The sequence below is a fragment of the Sorangium sp. So ce145 genome, from assembly GCF_051525985.1.
Lineage (GTDB): Bacteria > Myxococcota_A > Polyangia > Polyangiales > Polyangiaceae > Sorangium > Sorangium cellulosum_B.
Genome location: NZ_CP150315.1, coordinates 12581669 through 12597866, shown reverse-complemented (window position 1 = coordinate 12597866; position 16198 = coordinate 12581669). Strand labels below are relative to the sequence as shown.

General features: G+C 71.7%; 11 protein-coding genes. 7 read left to right on the top strand and 4 right to left on the bottom strand.

Translation table 11 applies throughout. The features are described 5' to 3' along the window. Positions 1-237: 237 nt before the first annotated feature. Together WMF34_RS46910 and WMF34_RS46905 are read right to left on the bottom strand one after the other, a co-directional pair. The gene (locus WMF34_RS46910; RefSeq protein ID WP_437991897.1) at positions 238-807 is read right to left on the bottom strand and encodes a hypothetical protein; all 570 of its coding nucleotides are present in this window, start codon (positions 805-807) and stop codon (positions 238-240) included. 60 nt (positions 808-867) lie between these two features. After that, entirely contained in the window at positions 868-2352 is a 1485-nt protein-coding gene (locus WMF34_RS46905; RefSeq protein WP_437991896.1) for a serine/threonine-protein kinase, read from the bottom strand. A gap of 311 nt (positions 2353-2663) precedes the next feature. On the opposite strand from WMF34_RS46905, the gene hemL reads away from it, so the two are divergent. Then, positions 2664-3977 (top strand): glutamate-1-semialdehyde 2,1-aminomutase, encoded by a 1314-nt coding sequence (hemL, locus tag WMF34_RS46900; RefSeq protein WP_437991895.1) that lies wholly within the window; start codon positions 2664-2666, stop codon positions 3975-3977. A gap of 142 nt (positions 3978-4119) precedes the next feature. Here hemL and WMF34_RS46895 read toward each other — a convergent pair whose 3' ends face one another. Next, positions 4120-5859 (bottom strand): FG-GAP repeat domain-containing protein, encoded by a 1740-nt coding sequence (locus tag WMF34_RS46895; RefSeq protein WP_437991894.1) that lies wholly within the window; start codon positions 5857-5859, stop codon positions 4120-4122. A gap of 276 nt (positions 5860-6135) precedes the next feature. Between WMF34_RS46895 and WMF34_RS46890 the strand changes: the two genes are divergently transcribed. From WMF34_RS46890 to WMF34_RS46880, 3 genes are all read left to right on the top strand, one after another. Further along, positions 6136-6738 (top strand): hypothetical protein, encoded by a 603-nt coding sequence (locus tag WMF34_RS46890; protein WP_157907397.1) that lies wholly within the window; start codon positions 6136-6138, stop codon positions 6736-6738. 14 nt (positions 6739-6752) lie between these two features. Then, positions 6753-8246 (top strand): aminomethyl-transferring glycine dehydrogenase subunit GcvPB, encoded by a 1494-nt coding sequence (gcvPB, locus tag WMF34_RS46885; RefSeq protein ID WP_012241772.1) that lies wholly within the window; start codon positions 6753-6755, stop codon positions 8244-8246. Between the two features lie 147 nt (positions 8247-8393). After that, entirely contained in the window at positions 8394-8702 is a 309-nt protein-coding gene (locus WMF34_RS46880; protein ID WP_012241771.1) for a hypothetical protein, read from the top strand. Between the two features lie 169 nt (positions 8703-8871). On the opposite strand, the gene WMF34_RS46875 is transcribed toward WMF34_RS46880, so the two are convergent. Next, complete coding sequence (locus WMF34_RS46875) at positions 8872-12708, bottom strand: serine/threonine-protein kinase (RefSeq protein WP_437991893.1); 3837 nt, start codon at positions 12706-12708, stop codon at positions 8872-8874. A gap of 436 nt (positions 12709-13144) precedes the next feature. On the opposite strand from WMF34_RS46875, the gene WMF34_RS46870 reads away from it, so the two are divergent. From WMF34_RS46870 to WMF34_RS46860, 3 genes are read left to right on the top strand one after another with little or no spacing between them, the layout of a single operon-like run. Further along, positions 13145-14260 carry an ABC transporter ATP-binding protein gene (locus WMF34_RS46870; RefSeq protein WP_012241769.1) on the top strand — a complete coding sequence of 372 codons (1116 nt, stop codon included), beginning with the start codon at positions 13145-13147 and terminating at the stop codon, positions 14258-14260. Beyond that, positions 14253-15146, top strand: a complete 894-nt coding sequence (locus WMF34_RS46865) for an ABC transporter permease (RefSeq protein WP_437991892.1) — start codon at positions 14253-14255, stop codon at positions 15144-15146. Before WMF34_RS46870 ends, WMF34_RS46865 begins: the two co-directional genes overlap by 8 nt. Then, a complete protein-coding gene (locus tag WMF34_RS46860; RefSeq protein WP_437991891.1) occupies positions 15143-15973 on the top strand; it encodes an ABC transporter permease in 831 nt (276 codons plus the stop codon). Before WMF34_RS46865 ends, WMF34_RS46860 begins: the two co-directional genes overlap by 4 nt. Positions 15974-16198: the final 225 nt, after the last annotated feature.

Below are 16198 nucleotides of genomic sequence, written 5' to 3'. Positions count from 1 at the left end.
CCACACCAGAGCGAGCCGTCTCGGCGACCGTGCCAGGCTTTCTGAGAGGTCCAGTTTTCCAGTCCTCAGGGCACCTGCTCGGAGCCGAGCGACTCTCCATGATCCATCTTCGGCGAAGCTGCCCAGCGCGCTCGACCCTCACACCGTCCGGAGCCGAGCCGCGAGATGAGCTGCTCTGCGGAGACATGGTCGCAAAGCACGGCGCGAGGCCGCGCGCCGCTGCGCACGGCGCGGCGGCTACCTCCTCGCCCTGCGCCCGATCCCGCGCGCGTCGCGCCCGATCGGCTCGCCCAGCTCGAACGCGGGCTCGCCGGTCCTCGCCGGCGGCGCTTGCGGCTCGCCCGCCTCGAGCGGGCCGTGCGCGTGCTCGGCGTCGGCGATGGATGGATAGCGCTCCACGTCGCCGTCGACCCGGAAGCCCCCCTCGCGCGCCGGGCGCACCACGCGGCCGAGGACGAGCCCCTCGTCCCAGATGCCGCGGTGCTCGACCGCGATCGCGGCGCCCACCGCCACCTCGGAGAGCCGCGCGAGGTCGCCCTCCGGCCGCTTCGGCGTGGGCCGCCACCGCAAGATCATGTCCTCGTGAAGCACCACCACGGCGCGATCGCCGGGCAGCTCGGAGACCCCGAGGGCAAGACGGACGCGGCATCCAGGAACGCTGGCTCCCGCCCCACGCTCGTCGCCAGCAGCGCCCTCCAGGTCGCGCACGACGCCCTCCAGGTCGCCGCGCGCGGCGTCCTCCCCCTCATCACCCACCTCATGGATCGCGATGATCTGCCCCGGACGCAGATCCTCGAGCGCCGTCATGCGAGGTCCTCCCCCGGAGATGTCGGCCACGGACATGGCGCCGTCAAGCCGGCCGCGCGGCTACCTCGGCGCCGGCGCGACCCTGCTGCCCGGCGGCGCCGCGGTCCCGGCCTCGCCCTTGCGCGCCAGGTTCAGCTGGATCCGCGCGGGGGACTCCGACGTGATCTCCACCGTCTGCGAGACGCCATCGCTCGTTCGCACGTCGACCGAGAGCGACACGCCCGGCATCGGCCGCGCGATGACCTGGCTGCCCACGCCGAGCACCACGCCGTTCAGCCGCACCACCGCGGCGCTCGGCTCGATCTGCACCGCGATCGGATCCACGAGCGACCGCTGATCCCTCGGCCGGCTCAGCGCGACGAACATGAGCGACGCCACCGCGACGCCCGTGGACACCGAGGCCACGAGCCACGGCAGCGCCACCGGGCGCAGCGCGTCGCCGCCGGCGCGCATCAGCCCGCCGAGCCCCTGCCGCGGCGCAGGCCGCACGCTCCGCCGCCCCTCGGAGGGCGGCCCCGCCGACAGCGTCGCGCCCGGCTTCGGCCGCCACCCCGCGCGCTGCTGCGGAGCGACGGCGGCCGCGATGCGCTGCCGCTCCTCCTCCATGCTCTCCCCGCAGCGCGAAAGGAGGAGCTCCGCCACGTGCGCGGGCGTCACCACGCCCGACCTGCGCATGAGGAAGTCCTCCAGCACGCTCGCCATCTCGCCCGCCGTCTGGAAGCGCTTTCGCGGATCGCGCGCGAGCGCCTTCACGATGATCTCCTCGAGATCACGCGGGCAATGCGGCGCGATCAGCGTGGGTCGCGGCGGCTCCGGCACCCCGGTCTGCGGCAGCACGAGGTCGTGCAGCACCTGGAACGGGAGCGCGCCCGTCACCGCCTCGAAGAGCACCACGCCGAGCGAGAAGATGTCCGAGCGGCGGTCGACCGGCTGGCCCTGCGCCTGCTCCGGCGACATGTACTCGCCCTTGCCCTTGATCTCGCCCGTCTGCGTCGTGTCGCCCAGGCGCTCGAACGCCTTCACGATCCCGAAATCGGCCACCTTCACCGTGCCGTCGCGATCGATGAGGATGTTCTGCGGGCAGACGTCGCGGTGCACGATGCCGAGCGGCTCCCCGCGGTCGTCGTGGAGGTCGTGCGCCGCGTGCAGCCCGTGCGCCGCGTCGGCCACGATGCGCGAGGCGATCGCCGGGGAGAGCGGCATCGGACGGAGGCCCGGCCGGAGCAGCTGCTGCATCGTCTGCCCGTCGATCCACTCCATCACGAGGAAGAGCACGCCGTCCGTGTCGCCGAGGTCGAGGATCTCGACCACGTTGCGGTGGTGGATCTTCGAGGCGAGGTTCGCCTCGTCGAGGAACATGCGCTGGAACTGCGGATCGCGCGCGAGCGCCGGGATGAGCGTCTTCAGCGCGACGACCTTGTGAAAGCCGCGGGAGCCCTCCATGCGGGCGGCCCAGACCTGCGCCATCCCACCCTCGCCGATGAGGCGCAGAAGCTCATATCGCCCGAGACGCTGCCCCGGACCGGGGTCCTCGGAGATCCGCATGGCTCACCAGATGCTGGTGCTCGGGGAGCCGCGCCCGCGGTCCCCAGGAGCAGCCCGGCCGCGGGTCGCGGCCCCTCTCTCCAGACGATCACCATAGCCAAGCGCGACCGCGCCGGAAAGGCTCGTGTGGCGCGCCCGCGCCCGCGACGCCTCGATCCCGGCGTCCGCGATGCCCGCGACGCCCCGCGTGACCTTCTCCTTCTCCCTTCTCCCTTCTCCTTCGCCACCTCCACTTCCGCTTCCACTTCCCCTTCCCCTCGCCCGCGATCCGCGTCGCTCCCTCGCCTCGCCCCTGCTATGGCCGGAGCACGATGACGAACGCGACAAGCGCTCCGCCCGCCCGCGCGGACCGGGCCCCCGCCTCCAAAGCCCTGTTCGACCGCGCCGCCGCCGTCCTGCCGGGCGGCGTGAACAGCCCCGTGCGCGCCTTCCGCGCCGTCGGCGGCGACCCCCTGTTCATCGCGCGCGCCCAGGGCGCGCGGCTGTTCGACGCCGACGGGGCCGAGTACATCGACTACGTCGGCTCCTGGGGGCCGGCCATCCTCGGCCACGCGCACCCCGCCGTCATCGAGGCCGTCCGCGAGGCCGCCCTCGGCGGACTCTCGTTCGGCGCGCCGACCGAGCTCGAGGTCCGCTTCGCAGAGAAGATCCGCGAGCTCTACCCGAGCATCGACATGCTGCGCTGCGTCTCGAGCGGCACCGAGGCCACGATGAGCGCCATCCGCGTCGCGCGCGGCTTCACGCGCCGCGACGCCATCATCAAGTTCGAGGGCTGCTACCACGGCCACGCCGATCACCTGCTCGTCAAGGCGGGCAGCGGGCTCGCCACCTTCGGCGCCCCCGACTCCGCCGGCGTCCCCGAGAGCATCGCCCGCACCACGCTGTCCTTGCCCTACAACGACCCGGCCGCCCTCGAGGCCGCCTTCGCCGCGCGCGGCGGCGACATCGCCGCGGTCATCCTCGAGCCCGTGGTCGGCAACATGGGCTGCGTCCCGCCCGAGCCCGGGTTCCTCGCCCTCGTCATCGACCTCTGCCGCAAGCACGGCGCGCTCTCGATCTTCGACGAGGTGATGACCGGCTGCCGCCTCGCCCGCGGCGGCGCGCAGGAGCGCTTCGGCCTCCGGCCGGATCTGACGACGCTCGGCAAGATCGTCGGCGGCGGCATGCCCCTCGCGGCCTACGGCGGCCGCGCCGACGTGATGCGCGTCGTCTCGCCGCTCGGCCCCGTGTACCAGGCGGGCACGCTCAGCGGCAACCCGCTCGCGGTCACCGCGGGGCTCGCGACGCTCGATCGCCTCACGCCCGCGCTCTACGAGCGGCTCGAGGAGCTCGGCGCTTCCCTCGAGGCGGGCCTCCGGGCCGCCGCCGAGGGCGCCGGCGCGGCCGCGTGCGTCCAGCGGGTCGGCTCGATGATCACGCTGTTCTTCACGAAGGGCCCGGTCCGCTCCTGGGCCGACGCCGCCACGTCCGACACGAAGCGCTTCAGCGCCTTCCACGCGGCGATGCTCGCGCGAGGCGTCTACTGGCCTCCATCGCAGTACGAGGCGGCGTTCCTGAGCGGCGCGCACTCGGAAGAGGACATCGAGCGGACGATCGCCGCCTGCCGCGAGGCGCTCGCGGCCTGAGGGCCTCGCCGGCCTCTCCCAGGAGGGCACCCGCGACGGCGAGACACCAGGACGGCGAAGGGCCGACCGCCGCGGCGATCGGCCCTCCCCGCGCCGGCGCTCCTTCCTTCAGCGCCGGCGCACGAACGGTCCTCGGAGCGTGTCAGTCGGCCGCGCGGACCCAGCCGTTTCTGTAGTAGTTGCCGCGCGCGGTCGGCCAGAGCAGGCAGTTCGACGCCGATCCCGGCACCGTGTACACGTACGTGTTCGGCTCCGGGTCCGCCCCGTCCCACCCGATCTCGCGGAGCGACACGACGATCTCGATCGTCCCGTCGCCGTTCACGTCGGCGAGCGTCGGCACCGGCATCGCGCCGAGCCGCGGCAGCGGGATCTTGTGGAGGATCGTGCCGCCGGCGTCGAGGACGAAGAGGTGGCTCCTGTCCTCCTCGGTCGAGTAGGTGTTGAACACGATCTCGGGGATGCCGTCGCCCGACAGATCCCCGACCACGACGCCGCCCGTGAGCACCTGCGTGTCGTCCGTGTAGGTGACGTCCCAGAACTCGGTCTTGTCGGCGTAGACCGCGTGGATCCGCCCATCCAGGCCCGCGAAGATCATCTCGGGCCCGGCGTGCGTCGCGTCGAGATCGGCCACGGTCACCTGCTGCGTCATGGCCACGATGTTGCCCTCGAAATCCTCGCCGCCGGACAGGTAGTCCGGCGCGTAGAACGGGCTCTCCCACCCCTCGATGCGGCTCGCGTCGTTGCGGACCACCCACAGGCCGACGCCCTGGGACTGGTCGTTCATGGCGACGTCCTCGGCCGCCGCGAGCATGATGATCTCCGGCGTGCCGTCGCCGTCGAGGTCGGCGATCGCAGGGGCCGAGTTCTTGAAATAGGCCTGCAGGTCGCTGCTGTCGCCGAAGCCCTGCTTCGCGAGCTCGAGATCGTGCATGTACCGCACGCCCGGCGTCTTCGGGCGGCCCTCGAACATGGGATTCGCGTCGAAGGCCTCCCCCGTGCCGTGATAGAACCCGGCATAGGAGTTATCCATCGGCGAGACGATGTCCTGCGATCCATCGCCGTCGAGATCGCCGATGGCCAGGTTCTGGTCGTAGCCGCCCACGATCCAGCACTCGGCGTCGTCGCTGCGGCGCGCGTCGCAGCCGATCGTCTGGCTCTCGATCGGCGGGAAGCCCGCGACCGCCGACCCGCTCGCGTGGAAGGCCATCAGGATGTCGGAGTAGTCGGGGGACCTGTCGGTGCTCGCGGCGACGACGTCGAGCTGACCGTCGCCGTCGATGTCGCCCGCGGCGAGGGAGCGGATCTCGTCGTTCCAGGTGACGGGCCAGCCGCTCACCAGCTGGCCGCTCGCGTCGAGCATGTAGATCGTGGTGCGCGCCGCGAAGACCACCTCGAGCTGCCCGTCGCCGCGGAAGTCCGCGACGATCGGGCTCGCCCAGATGCGGCCGTTCTGGCGCGACTCGTCGTACCGCCACTTCTGCTCGCCGTCGGGGCCCCAGACGACGACGTTGCCGTTGTGCGTCACCAGGATCTCCTGCTCGCCGTCGCCGTCGAGATCGGCGACCACCGGCGACCCGAGCCACGCGCTCTCGTCGTCGTCGGACAGCTGGAGGAGGAGCTGGGGCTCCGCGACGTCGGAGGAGCCGCTCGACGCCGGAGCGCACGACGCGGCGACCGGCAGCGGCTTGGAGCCCCCACCGACGGGGGGGCGGTAGCCACCGGAGCCAGAGGAGCCGCTGCCGCTGCCGCCGCCGGTGGTGGGAGAGGTGCCGTCGAGGTTGCCGAGCTGCCCTTCGCAGGCCGCGAGGGCGAGGATGCTGGTGAAGAGAGCGATTCTACCGGGAATTACAAAACCTCGGTTGGAGACAAGGGAGTTCATCATGCCAGGGAGCTTACCAGCGCTCCGGGCCCTACAAGGAGGTGGAAGCGGAAAATTGACGCAGTCACGCACACGCGGAACGGTACGTTACGCTCCTCCTTCTGGCGCGCAGGTGGCACACATCATTGCAGGAGGGAGGCAAGTACACGTTCGTGACGTAGCGCGCACGCGCTCCACCCCCGTTCCCGTTCCCCACCTCCGCTCGCGCCCCCCGCGCGACGTCGGAGACGCATGGCGGGGGTATGGGTGCGGGTAGGTGCTGTGCTAGGCTCCGCCGCCATGAACGTATCGCGACGGCTTTGGATTGCTGGCGCCGCATGTGCCCTCCTGATGGGGACGACGGCGCTTGGCTGCAGCTCGAATCCCCCGCCCAAGACGGCCAAGGTGCAGGCCGGTGACATGCCCGAAGGCGGCGACTGGACGGGGGTCTATTACAGCGAGCTCTACGGCTACCTGCACCTCGTGCAGGACAACGACGCCATCGAGGGGCGCTGGATCCGTCCCGTCAAGGATCGCTGGGGCGTGCTGCACGGGACGGTGACAGGCGACCTCATCAAGTTCACGTGGACCGAGCACACCATCGGCGCGATCGGGCAGAGCGCGACCAAGGAAGGCCGGGGGTACTTCAAGTACCAGCGGCCGGAGGGCGACAACGTCGACGACCGGCTGGCGGGCGAGATCGGCCGCAACAAGGACGAGGTCGGCGAGCCCTGGGAAGCGGTCAAGCAGCGCAACATGCTCCCGGATCTGAAGTCGATCGGCGGCTCCGGCGCCTCCGACATGGGCGGCGGCGACTGGGACAGCGCGAACCAGGAGGAAGGCGCGCCCGAGCCGCCCGCCTCTCCCTCCGACGAAGCACCTGCCGAGCCCCCCGGCCTCTGACATAACAGCCCCCGATGACCCAACCGCAGCCTCGAGGCATTCAGTTCCGCGAACCCCCCATCTTCGAGCGTGGCACGCCGGGCAGGACCGGCGCGTCGCTGCCCCCGCTCGACGTGCCCGAGGTCGAGCCCGCCGCCCACTACGGCGCGCTCGCCCGCAAGGAGCCGGCCGGCTTGCCGGAGGTGAGCGAGCCGGAGGCCTTCCGGCACTTCATCCGGCTCTCGCAGTGGAACTTCTGCATCGACGGGCAGATGTACCCGCTCGGGTCGTGCACGATGAAGTACAACCCGAAGATCAACGAGTGGGCCGCGCGCATCCCCGGGTTCGCGAAGCTGCACCCGATGACGCCGGACGAGCTCAGCCAGGGCTCGCTCGAGGTGATGTGGCGCCTGCAGGAGGCGCTCTGCGAGGTCAGCGGGATGGACGGCTGCTCGCTGCAGCCCTCCGCGGGCGCGCAGGGCGAGCTCGCCGGGCTGATGATGATGCGCGCGTTCCACGAGTCGAAGGGGCGCTCGCCGAGGAAGGTGTTCATCCCGGAGAGCGCCCACGGCACGAACCCGGCGAGCTGCGCGCTCAACGGGCTCGTGGCCGTCCGGATCGAGAAGACCGCCGACGGCATCACCCACCCCGAGCAGGTCCTCGCCGCGATCGAGCGCGAGGGGTCGGACGGCGACGTCTGCGGGCTGATGATCACGAACCCGAACACCCTCGGGGCCTACGAGACGCACCTGCCGGCGATCATCAAGCTCATCCACGACAAGGGCGGGCTCGTGTACGGGGACGGCGCGAACACGAACGCGATCATGGGGCACGCGCGCCCGGGCGACGTCGGCATGGACGTCATCCACATCAACCTGCACAAGACGTTCACGACCCCGCACGGCGGCGGCGGCCCCGGCTCCGGGCCGGTCTGCTTCAAGAAGCACCTGGAGCCGTTCCAGCCCTCGCCCGTCCTCGTGCGGCGCGGCGACGCCTTCGCGTGGGACCGCGACCGGCCCCAGAGCGTCGGGCGGCTCCGGGCCTTCACGGGCAACTTCGGGATGTTCATCCGGGCGTACACGTACATCCGCGAGATGGGCGGCGACGGGCTGACGGCGGCGAGCAGCCTCGCCGTGCTCAACGCGCGCTACCTGTGGGCCAAGCTGAAGGACCACTACCTCGCGCCGGTGCCGCAGCCGTGCATGCACGAGGTGGTGCTCTCCGACAGCCAGCTGGAGAAGGAGACCGGGGTCAAGACGCTCGACGTCGCCAAGCGGCTGCTCGACTACGGCTTCCACGCGCCCACGGTCTACTTCCCCCTGGTCGTGCCCGGCGCCCTGATGATCGAGCCGACGGAGACGGAGACCCGCGAGACGCTCGACGAGTTCGTGGCCGCGATGCTCAGCATCCTCAAGGAGGCGCAGGAGACGCCGGAGGTCGTGAAGCAGGCGCCCCACGGCACGGTGGTCGGCCGCCTCGACGAGGCCCGCGCCGCGCGCCAGCCGCGCCTGCGATGGTCGAAGGCCTGAGCTCCCCGGAGGAGGCGGCCCGCGGTCGGCCTCCTCCGGCGGGCGGCGCCAGCCGGCCGCGCGCTCCAAATTCGCGAATCTCCGCCAGACGCGACTACAATGAGCGCCGAGGGACCGCGGTGAGGCACCTCACGGGACGAGCGACGCGTGGCCGATACCGTTGAGAACGAAGGCGACATCGAGACGATCAGCCAGACCACCCCGGTCTCGGTTGGAGACACCGTGCGCCTCGTGTTCCGCGCCTACGACGAGGCGACCCCGCCGTTCAACATCAAGATCCGCTCCCCGTCCGGGAAGATCATCATCGAGCGCGTGCTGCGCGATCTGCCCACCGGCAAGCCGCAGAGCGCCTCCCCCGTCGAGTTCAGCGCGTCGTCCCCCGGCGAGTACAAGATCGAGATCAAGCAGCTCTACGGCAAGGCGAAGGGCACGGCCGTCCTGCGCGTGAAGCCCTAGCACTCCTGCGGGAGGTCGCCCTGAGAAGCGAACCGCCAAGGCGCCAAGGGCGCCAAGAAGCCGGGGAAATAAGAGGAGGAAGGCCGGGATGGCCCTCCCCCTCTTCTCTTGGCGGCCTTGGCGCCTTGGCGGTTTTTCTGCTGATCCGGGGCAACTTCCCGCAGCAGAGCTAGCGCACGAAACCAGGGAGGAGCATGGCGGTCATGCGGTCCGGGCTCACGATGCCCTGCTCCTGCATCCAGCCGTTCGCCGCGTCGACGGCGGCGCGGCCCTCGTCGCCCTTGAGTAGCTCGCCGTGGCGGCGCCGCGCCGCCGCGGCGTAGAGGGCCATGCCGGCGGCCTCGAAGCCGCGCACCGCGTCGGCGAGCTGCTGGACGGCCGCCTCTCCCTCGCCGCGGGCCGCGGCGATCGCGGCGCGCACCGCGGCCGCGAGCGGGTCGGCCCAGGGCATGTGCTCCGCGTCGATCTTGCGGGCGGCGCGCGTCGCCTCCTCGTACAGCGGCTCCGCGTCGGCCGGCGTGGACGCGGCGGCGGCGGCCAGCGCGGCGCAGGCCCGGAGGTGGGTGATGATGATGCGCACGGCCTGGATGCGCAGGACGAGCGAGCTCTCGAGGCCCGCCCGCTGCTCCGCGAAGAGGCGGTACGTCGCCTCGCCCTCGCCCCGGTACAGGCCGATGTGCGCGCGGGCGACGAGATCGAAGTAGCTCTGCAGCTGGAAGCCCGCCTTGGACCAGCTCCGGATGGCGTCCTGCGCCTGGCGCAGCGCGGAGTCGGGGTCGTCGCCGACGAGCCAGTAGGCGTTGCTCTGCGAGGAGCGGAGGCTCGTGGCGAGGTAGCGGTCGCCGCGCTCGTCGGCCGCCTGCAGGTACATCGGGACCCGGCGCATGAACTCGCGCGTCTCGCCGCCGTACCAGAGCGCCCAGACCGAGAAGGTGTGCGCCCAGCTCCGCTCCCACGTGACGCCGGTACAGCGCTCGCGAAAGATGGTGTCCGCCCGGTCGAGATCGGCCACGCCCTGCTGCCAGCGGCCGAACAGCGTCGCGGTGACGCCGCCGACGAAGCCGACGAGGCCGAGCGCGTGAGGCCTGCCGATGCGCGCCGCGATCGCGCTCGCCGTCGAGAGCAGGTCGGCCACGCGGGACGCGGACGGGCCGCCGTCGATCGCGAGGTAGGCCGCCTCGAAGGCGAGCGCGCGCGTCACGCGGTACGGCTCGCCCGCCTTGAGCGACAGGAGGAGGTTGCGCGCCTGGAAGTCGGCGCCACGCGTGGGGTCGACGATGGCGAGCCCCATCGCCGCCGACCAGCAGACGTCGATGCGCATGAGGTCCTCGGGCGAGACCTCGTCGGCGGGGCGCTCGACGAAGTTGAGCCCGCGCAGGCGCACCTGCGCGCGCCGCAGCATCAGCGACGCGACCGCGAGCTCCGGCGTCTTCGGCACCTGCATCCCGACCGCGCCGAGCACCGAGCGCAGGCCCGCCATCCCGGCGTCGACGTAGCCGGCGCGGAGCAGGTTCTCCGCGGCCCGGCGGCCGAGATCGATCGCCTCGGACTCCGGGGCGCCGTCGCTCGCGGCCATGTAGGCCTCCGCTGCCTTGGCGCCGCGGCCCGCGCTGCTCAGGGCGTCGCCGAGCTTGGCGAGCACGACCCGCCGCTCCGCCGCGCCTGGCAGGTGGAGGTCGATCGCCATGCGGTAGAGGCGCGCCGCGTGGTCGAACGCGAACGCGGCCTCGGCGTGCTCGCCGGCGCGCACGGCGTAGCCGGCGGCGCGCTCTGGGTCCCCGGCGGCGCGCCAGTGCTCGGCCAGCGCCTCGAGCTCCGCGCGCCCCGACGCCTCCAGCGCCAGCGCGAGCCGGCCGTGCCAGCTGCGCGCCGCCTGCTCGTCGAGCCGGCTCGCCACCGTCTCCCGGATGCGGTTGTGGAACGGCTCGAGGAACTCGTCCTGACCCGAGCCGCCGGTCCGCACGAGGTTCGCCGCGCGCAGGGCCGAGAGCACCCGGGTGAGCTCCCCGAAGTCCGCCGCCATGGCGTGCGCGGCCACCGACGTCAGCACCGGCGCGCCGGCGCACACGACGAGCTCGAGCAGCTGGCGCGCCCGCGGATCGAGCCGGCTGATCCGCGCCCAGAGGACGTCGTCGAGGCGCACCGGGCCGCCGTCGGCGTCCGGGGACATCATCCGGTGGCGCAGGAGCGCGTCGATGAAGAGCGGGTGGCCGCCGGCCTCCTGCGCGATCGCCTCGATGCTGAGCGGGCGGCCGACCTGGGCGCCGCGGAGGAGGAGCGCGCAGAGCTCCTGCGCCTCCGCGAGCGACAGGCGGTGGAGGATGATGTGCCCGAGCGAGTCGATCGGCACCCCGAGCTGCCGCGAGACGGGCGGCGCGGTCTCCGAGGCGGTCCGCACCGTCGCCACGAGCATCATCGCGCGCGGACGCGACAGGTCGACCAGCGCGCCCGAGGACACGGGCCCATCGAGGCCGGCGAACGAGCCGGGCCTGTTCGCGGCGTGGAGATCGGCCTCGGTCCACGGGCGCATCACCTCCGAGAGCAGCGCGACGCTGTCGGCGTCCGCCCACTGGAGATCGTCGATCGCGAGCACGAGCGGCCGCTCGGCCGCGAGCCGGCCCAGCAGCTCCCGGAGCGCGGCGAAGACGAGGGCGCGGATCTCGGGCGGGTCGATCGCCTTGCGCCGGGCGCGCGCCTCCGTGATCGCCGGGACCGTCCGGAGCACCGGGAACACCGTGCCGAGCAGGCCCGCGTTGGGCGGCAGCAGCGCCTTGACCTGCTCGGGGGGGCGGCGCACGAGGTGACGGCTCAGCCCGTCGATGAGCTCGTCCACCGCCTTGTAGGGGACGGCCTCGCGCTCGTAGCAGCGCCCCGCCAGGACGAGCGCCTCCTTGTCGATGCGCTCCAGGAACCGGCGCAGGAGCGCGCTCTTGCCGACGCCCGACTCGCCCTCGATGAACCGCGTGACCGCGCGCCCGAGCTTCGCCTCCGCGAACGCGCCCTCGAGCGCGGCGAGCTCGCTGCGCCTGCCGACGAAGCCGATGCGCTGCGAGAGGACGGGCGGCTCCTCGATGAGCTCCTGCACCTGCAGCCGGCGCAGCACGTCGCGCGCCGTCGGCCGGGCGGCCGGGTCGATGCGCAGCATGTCCACGCAGAGCTCGTCGATGTCGGGGGGCATGTCCTCGACGAGCCGGCTCGGCGGCGGAGGCTCCGCTCGCCGCATCATGTCGAGCGCCGCCTTGGGCGCCGTCTGGAACGGGTAGACGCCGGTCAGCGCGAGGTAAAGCATGACCCCGACACTGTAGATGTCCGCCTCGGGCCCGGCCGCCTTGGCCTCGGCCTGCTCGGGCGCCATGTAATGGAGCGTTCCGACGACGGCCTGCTCGCGCCCTGTGCCGCTCGCGTCGGCGACGAAGCCGAAGTCGAGGAGGACCACCCGCTCTTCCGCGGTCACGAGGACGTTGGAAGGCTTGATATCGCGGTGAACCTTGTAAGCCGCATGCACCGCCGCGAGCCCCTGGGCGAGCTGCGCCAGGGCCGAGCGGAGGCGGGCCTCGTGGAAGGGGCGCTTGATCCGGGGCTGTGGCTCCGAGGCGGGGCCCTGCACAGCAGACCACATGGGGCTCGACGGCAGGGTCGAGCGGCGCCCGACGCCCGCGGGCTCGCCCCTCGGCCCGGCGTCGCCCTCCTCGTGGAGCCGCACGTGGACCACGAAGTCGACGCCGCGGATGAGCTCCATCGTGAAGAAGAGCTGCCCTTCTTCCTCGTGGAGCTCGCCGAGGCTGACCAGGTTCGGGTGCTGGATGTCCTGGAGCGCGCGGAACTCGTTCTTGAACCGGAGGCGCGCGTCGGCGCTCAGATTCCGGAGGATCTTGAGCGCGACCCGCCCCTTCCGCTCGCGATCGAAGGCCTCGTAGACAACCCCCATCCCGCCGCGGCCCACGACGCGAACGACCTGGAAGCGACGCGTGCCTCCAAACTCGGGTCTCGCGTTCCTCAGGCCCATGCGTGGGACCAAGAAATCACCTGCGCCGAGCGGTGGCAAGCAGTGCGTGGGGCGCGCGCGCGACGAACGCGCCGCGGACGCGTGGGGAGCGCGCGGCGAACGCATGGGGCGCGCGCCCGAGCGCGCAGGGGAAGCGCGCGCCCGAGCGCGCAGGGGAAGCGCGCGCCGAACGCGTTGGGCGCGCTCCAGCGACGCGCGAGCCCTGCGCGGCGCTGGAGCGCGCCGCGAGCAGGATCGGCAGAAAGGTGGCACGCCCAGGGGAAGGGCGGTAGCGTACGCCGCCTGCGAGCGAAAAGAGCCCGGCCGGGCGCGCGCCGCTCAGCCGGTCAGCCCGGCGCGCACCCAGTTGACAACGGGAGGGCATCATGGTCTGCGTAGTACGCTCCGAGGCTTCGGAAGCGGTTCGGAATGCGCCACGCGCGAAGGGTTTGCTGGGGTGATCCAGAGGTTGAGAGACTTCTTCTCGTCGCCGGGGCAGCGCAGCATGACGCCCCTGACCGACAGCGCGGCCGAGCGCAACCCGGGATGCAGCCTCGTTGTAGAGAACGTCAGCAAGAGCTTCGGTAAGACACAGATACTGAACGACGTGTCGTTCACGGCGGAGGCCGGCGAGTTCGTCACGCTCCTCGGGCCTTCGGGCTGCGGCAAGACGACGCTGCTCCGCATCATCGCGGGGCTCGATCGCGCCGATCGGGGGCAGATCCTGCTCGCGGGCAGGGCGGTTGACCACCTGCCGGCGAACCGCAGGCCGGTGAACACCGTGTTCCAGAACTATGCGCTGTTCCCGCATCTGAGCGTGTTCGAGAACGTGGCCTTCGGCCTGAGGTCGCGCAGCTTCCCTGACGCCGAGGTGCGCGAGCGCGTGCGTTCGAGCCTCTCGATGCTGAAGCTCGATGACCTCGCGGAGCGGTATCCGCACCAGATCTCGGGTGGTCAGAAGCAGCGAGTCGCGCTCGCGCGCGCGGTCGTCAACGAGCCTGAGGTGCTGCTGCTCGACGAGCCGATGTCGGCGCTCGACGCGAAGCTGCGCGCCGAGGTGCAGCTCGACCTGCGCCGGCTCCAGCGCGCGCTCGGGAAGACGTTCGTGCTCGTCACGCACGATCAGGACGAGGCGATGACCGTCTCGGACCGCATCGTGCTGATGAACAAGGGCCGCATCGAGCAGCAGGGGGCGACGGCCGAGGTGTACGAGCGGCCGCAGAGCCGCTTCGCCGCCGAGTTCTTCGGCGCGGCCAACCTCATCTCCGCGCAGCGCGTCGGCGCCACGCTCGTCTTCACGACGGTGGGCGCGCTGAGGGTGCAGAGCAAGCCTCAGTGGGAGTACGGCACGCTCGCGATCCACCCCGAGTGGATCGAGCTCTGCGAGAACGAGCCGGCGGAGAACGGCGTGCGCGGCGTGGTGAAGGAGAGCTTCTACCGCGGCGATCACGTGGAGCTCATCATCGAACCCGGGCCGCTGCGCGTGCAGCTCAGCCCCCGCTCGCGGCTCAAGCCCGGCTCCTCGGTCTGGCTCGCCCTGCCCGCCGAGCGGCTCGAGGTGCTCAGTGACTGAGCCCACGGTCTGGTATGGACAGCTCACGACGCGGCGCAGGCTCCTCGCGCGGGGGTCCCTGCTCATCGCGGGCGGCGTCTCCTGGCTGTCCGTGTTCCTCCTCTTGCCGAGCCTGGCGCTCCTCGTCGTGTCGTTCCTCAAGCGCGACGCGGACGGCGCCCTGCTCTGGGAGCTGTCGTTCGAGTCGTTCGAGCGCATCTTCGGCTCCGCGTCCGGCGAGAACGCGCGCATCCTCATCAGGAGCATCGTCCTCGCGCTGGTCGTGACGATCGCCTCCGTGATGCTCGCCTATCCGATGGCCTTCTTCATCGCGCGCGGCTCTCGGCGCCGGCGCTTCTTCTGGCTCGCGCTCATCATCGTCCCGCTCTGCACGAACCTCGTGATCCGCACGTTCAGCTGGAAGCTCCTCCTGTCGGCGCAGCTCCTGCCTGCCAAGCTCGCCGCCTGGCTCGGGTGGATCGACCCGGGCCGCGACGTCTATCCCAGCTGGACGGCGGTCACGATCGGCCTCGTCGCGGCCTCCCTCCCGTTCGCCGTGGTCCCCCTCTACACGAGCATCGATCGTCTCGACTGGTCGCTCGTCGAGGCCGCGCAGGACCTCTATGCGTCGCGGCTGCGCATCTTCCTCGCGGCGATCCTGCCGCAGACCCTCCCCGGCCTCAGCGTCGCAGTCCTCCTCACGTACGTCCCCGCGATGAGCGTCTTCGTGGTGAGCGACATGCTCGGCGGCGCGAAGCACTGGCTGATAGGGAACCTCATCCAGCACCAGTTCGGCCCGGGGAGGAACATCCCTTACGGCGCGGCGCTCAGCCTGGTGCTCATCGTTCTGACGCTGGGCGGCGTGTCCCTCTACCGCCGGAATGGGCGCTCCGTGGAGATCCTGTGAAGCTCGGCCGGGGCCTCTGGCGCGGGCTGACGACGATCGCCGCCTTCTTCGGCTTCGCGCTCCTCTACCTGCCGCTCTTCGCGGTCGCCGTCTACTCGTTCAACGCCGCGGAGCGGGGCCTGCTCTGGACCGGCTTCTCGGTTCGCTGGTACCTCGATCTCTTCGCCGATCCCGAGACCAACCGGCGTGCCATGGAGATCCGCGAGGTCGCCGTGAACACCCTGATGCTCGGCGGCGCCTCCACGCTCATCGCGACGGTCCTCGGGACGCTGCTCGCCCTGGGGATGCACTTTCCGTGGCCGAGCTCCGTGAGTCGTGTGCTCGAGTCGATCGTGGACATCCCGGCGGTCGCTCCCGACATCACGTTCGCGGCGGTGCTGGTCATGGCGTTCAACGTGCTCCGCCGCGTGGTGGACCAGTGGTTCGAGCCCAGCATGACGACGATGATCATCGGTCATGTGACGTTCGAGATCGCGTTCGTGACGCTCATCGTCCGCAGTCGGCTCGTCGCCATCGGGCCGACGCTGAGCGAGGCCGCGATGGACCTCTATGCGTCGCCGTGGATCCACTTCCGGAGGGTCACGCTCCCCCTCCTGTGGCCGGCGATCGTGGGGGGCGCCATGCTGGCGTTCACGCTGTCGCTCAACGACTTCGTGATCAGCTTCTTCACGTCCGGCCCGCGCTCGGTCACGCTCCCGCTCTACGTCTACCAATCTCAGATGCGAGGCGTGCGGACCGACCTGTTCGCGATTTCAACGCTCCTCCTGATCGGCGTGGCGGTGTCCATCGTGCTCCTGGAGCGGCTCACCCGCTGGAGGCACGATTGAGCCGCCGGCCCGGGCTCGCGGCGGAGGCGGCGGAGTTCGGCGCGCCGGGCGCCGGGCGGCCAAGGGGCTCGCGCGCGCCGCGCGGAGCCCGGGGCGGACTCCTGCGCGTCAGCGCAGCGATGCACCGCCCTTGTTCACCTTGGCGCTGGGCCTGACCAGCGCTCCACCTCGCTCTGGCTCGCGCGGCCCGGCCCCGGGGTGCCGAGCTCGAGCGCTTGCCTGACG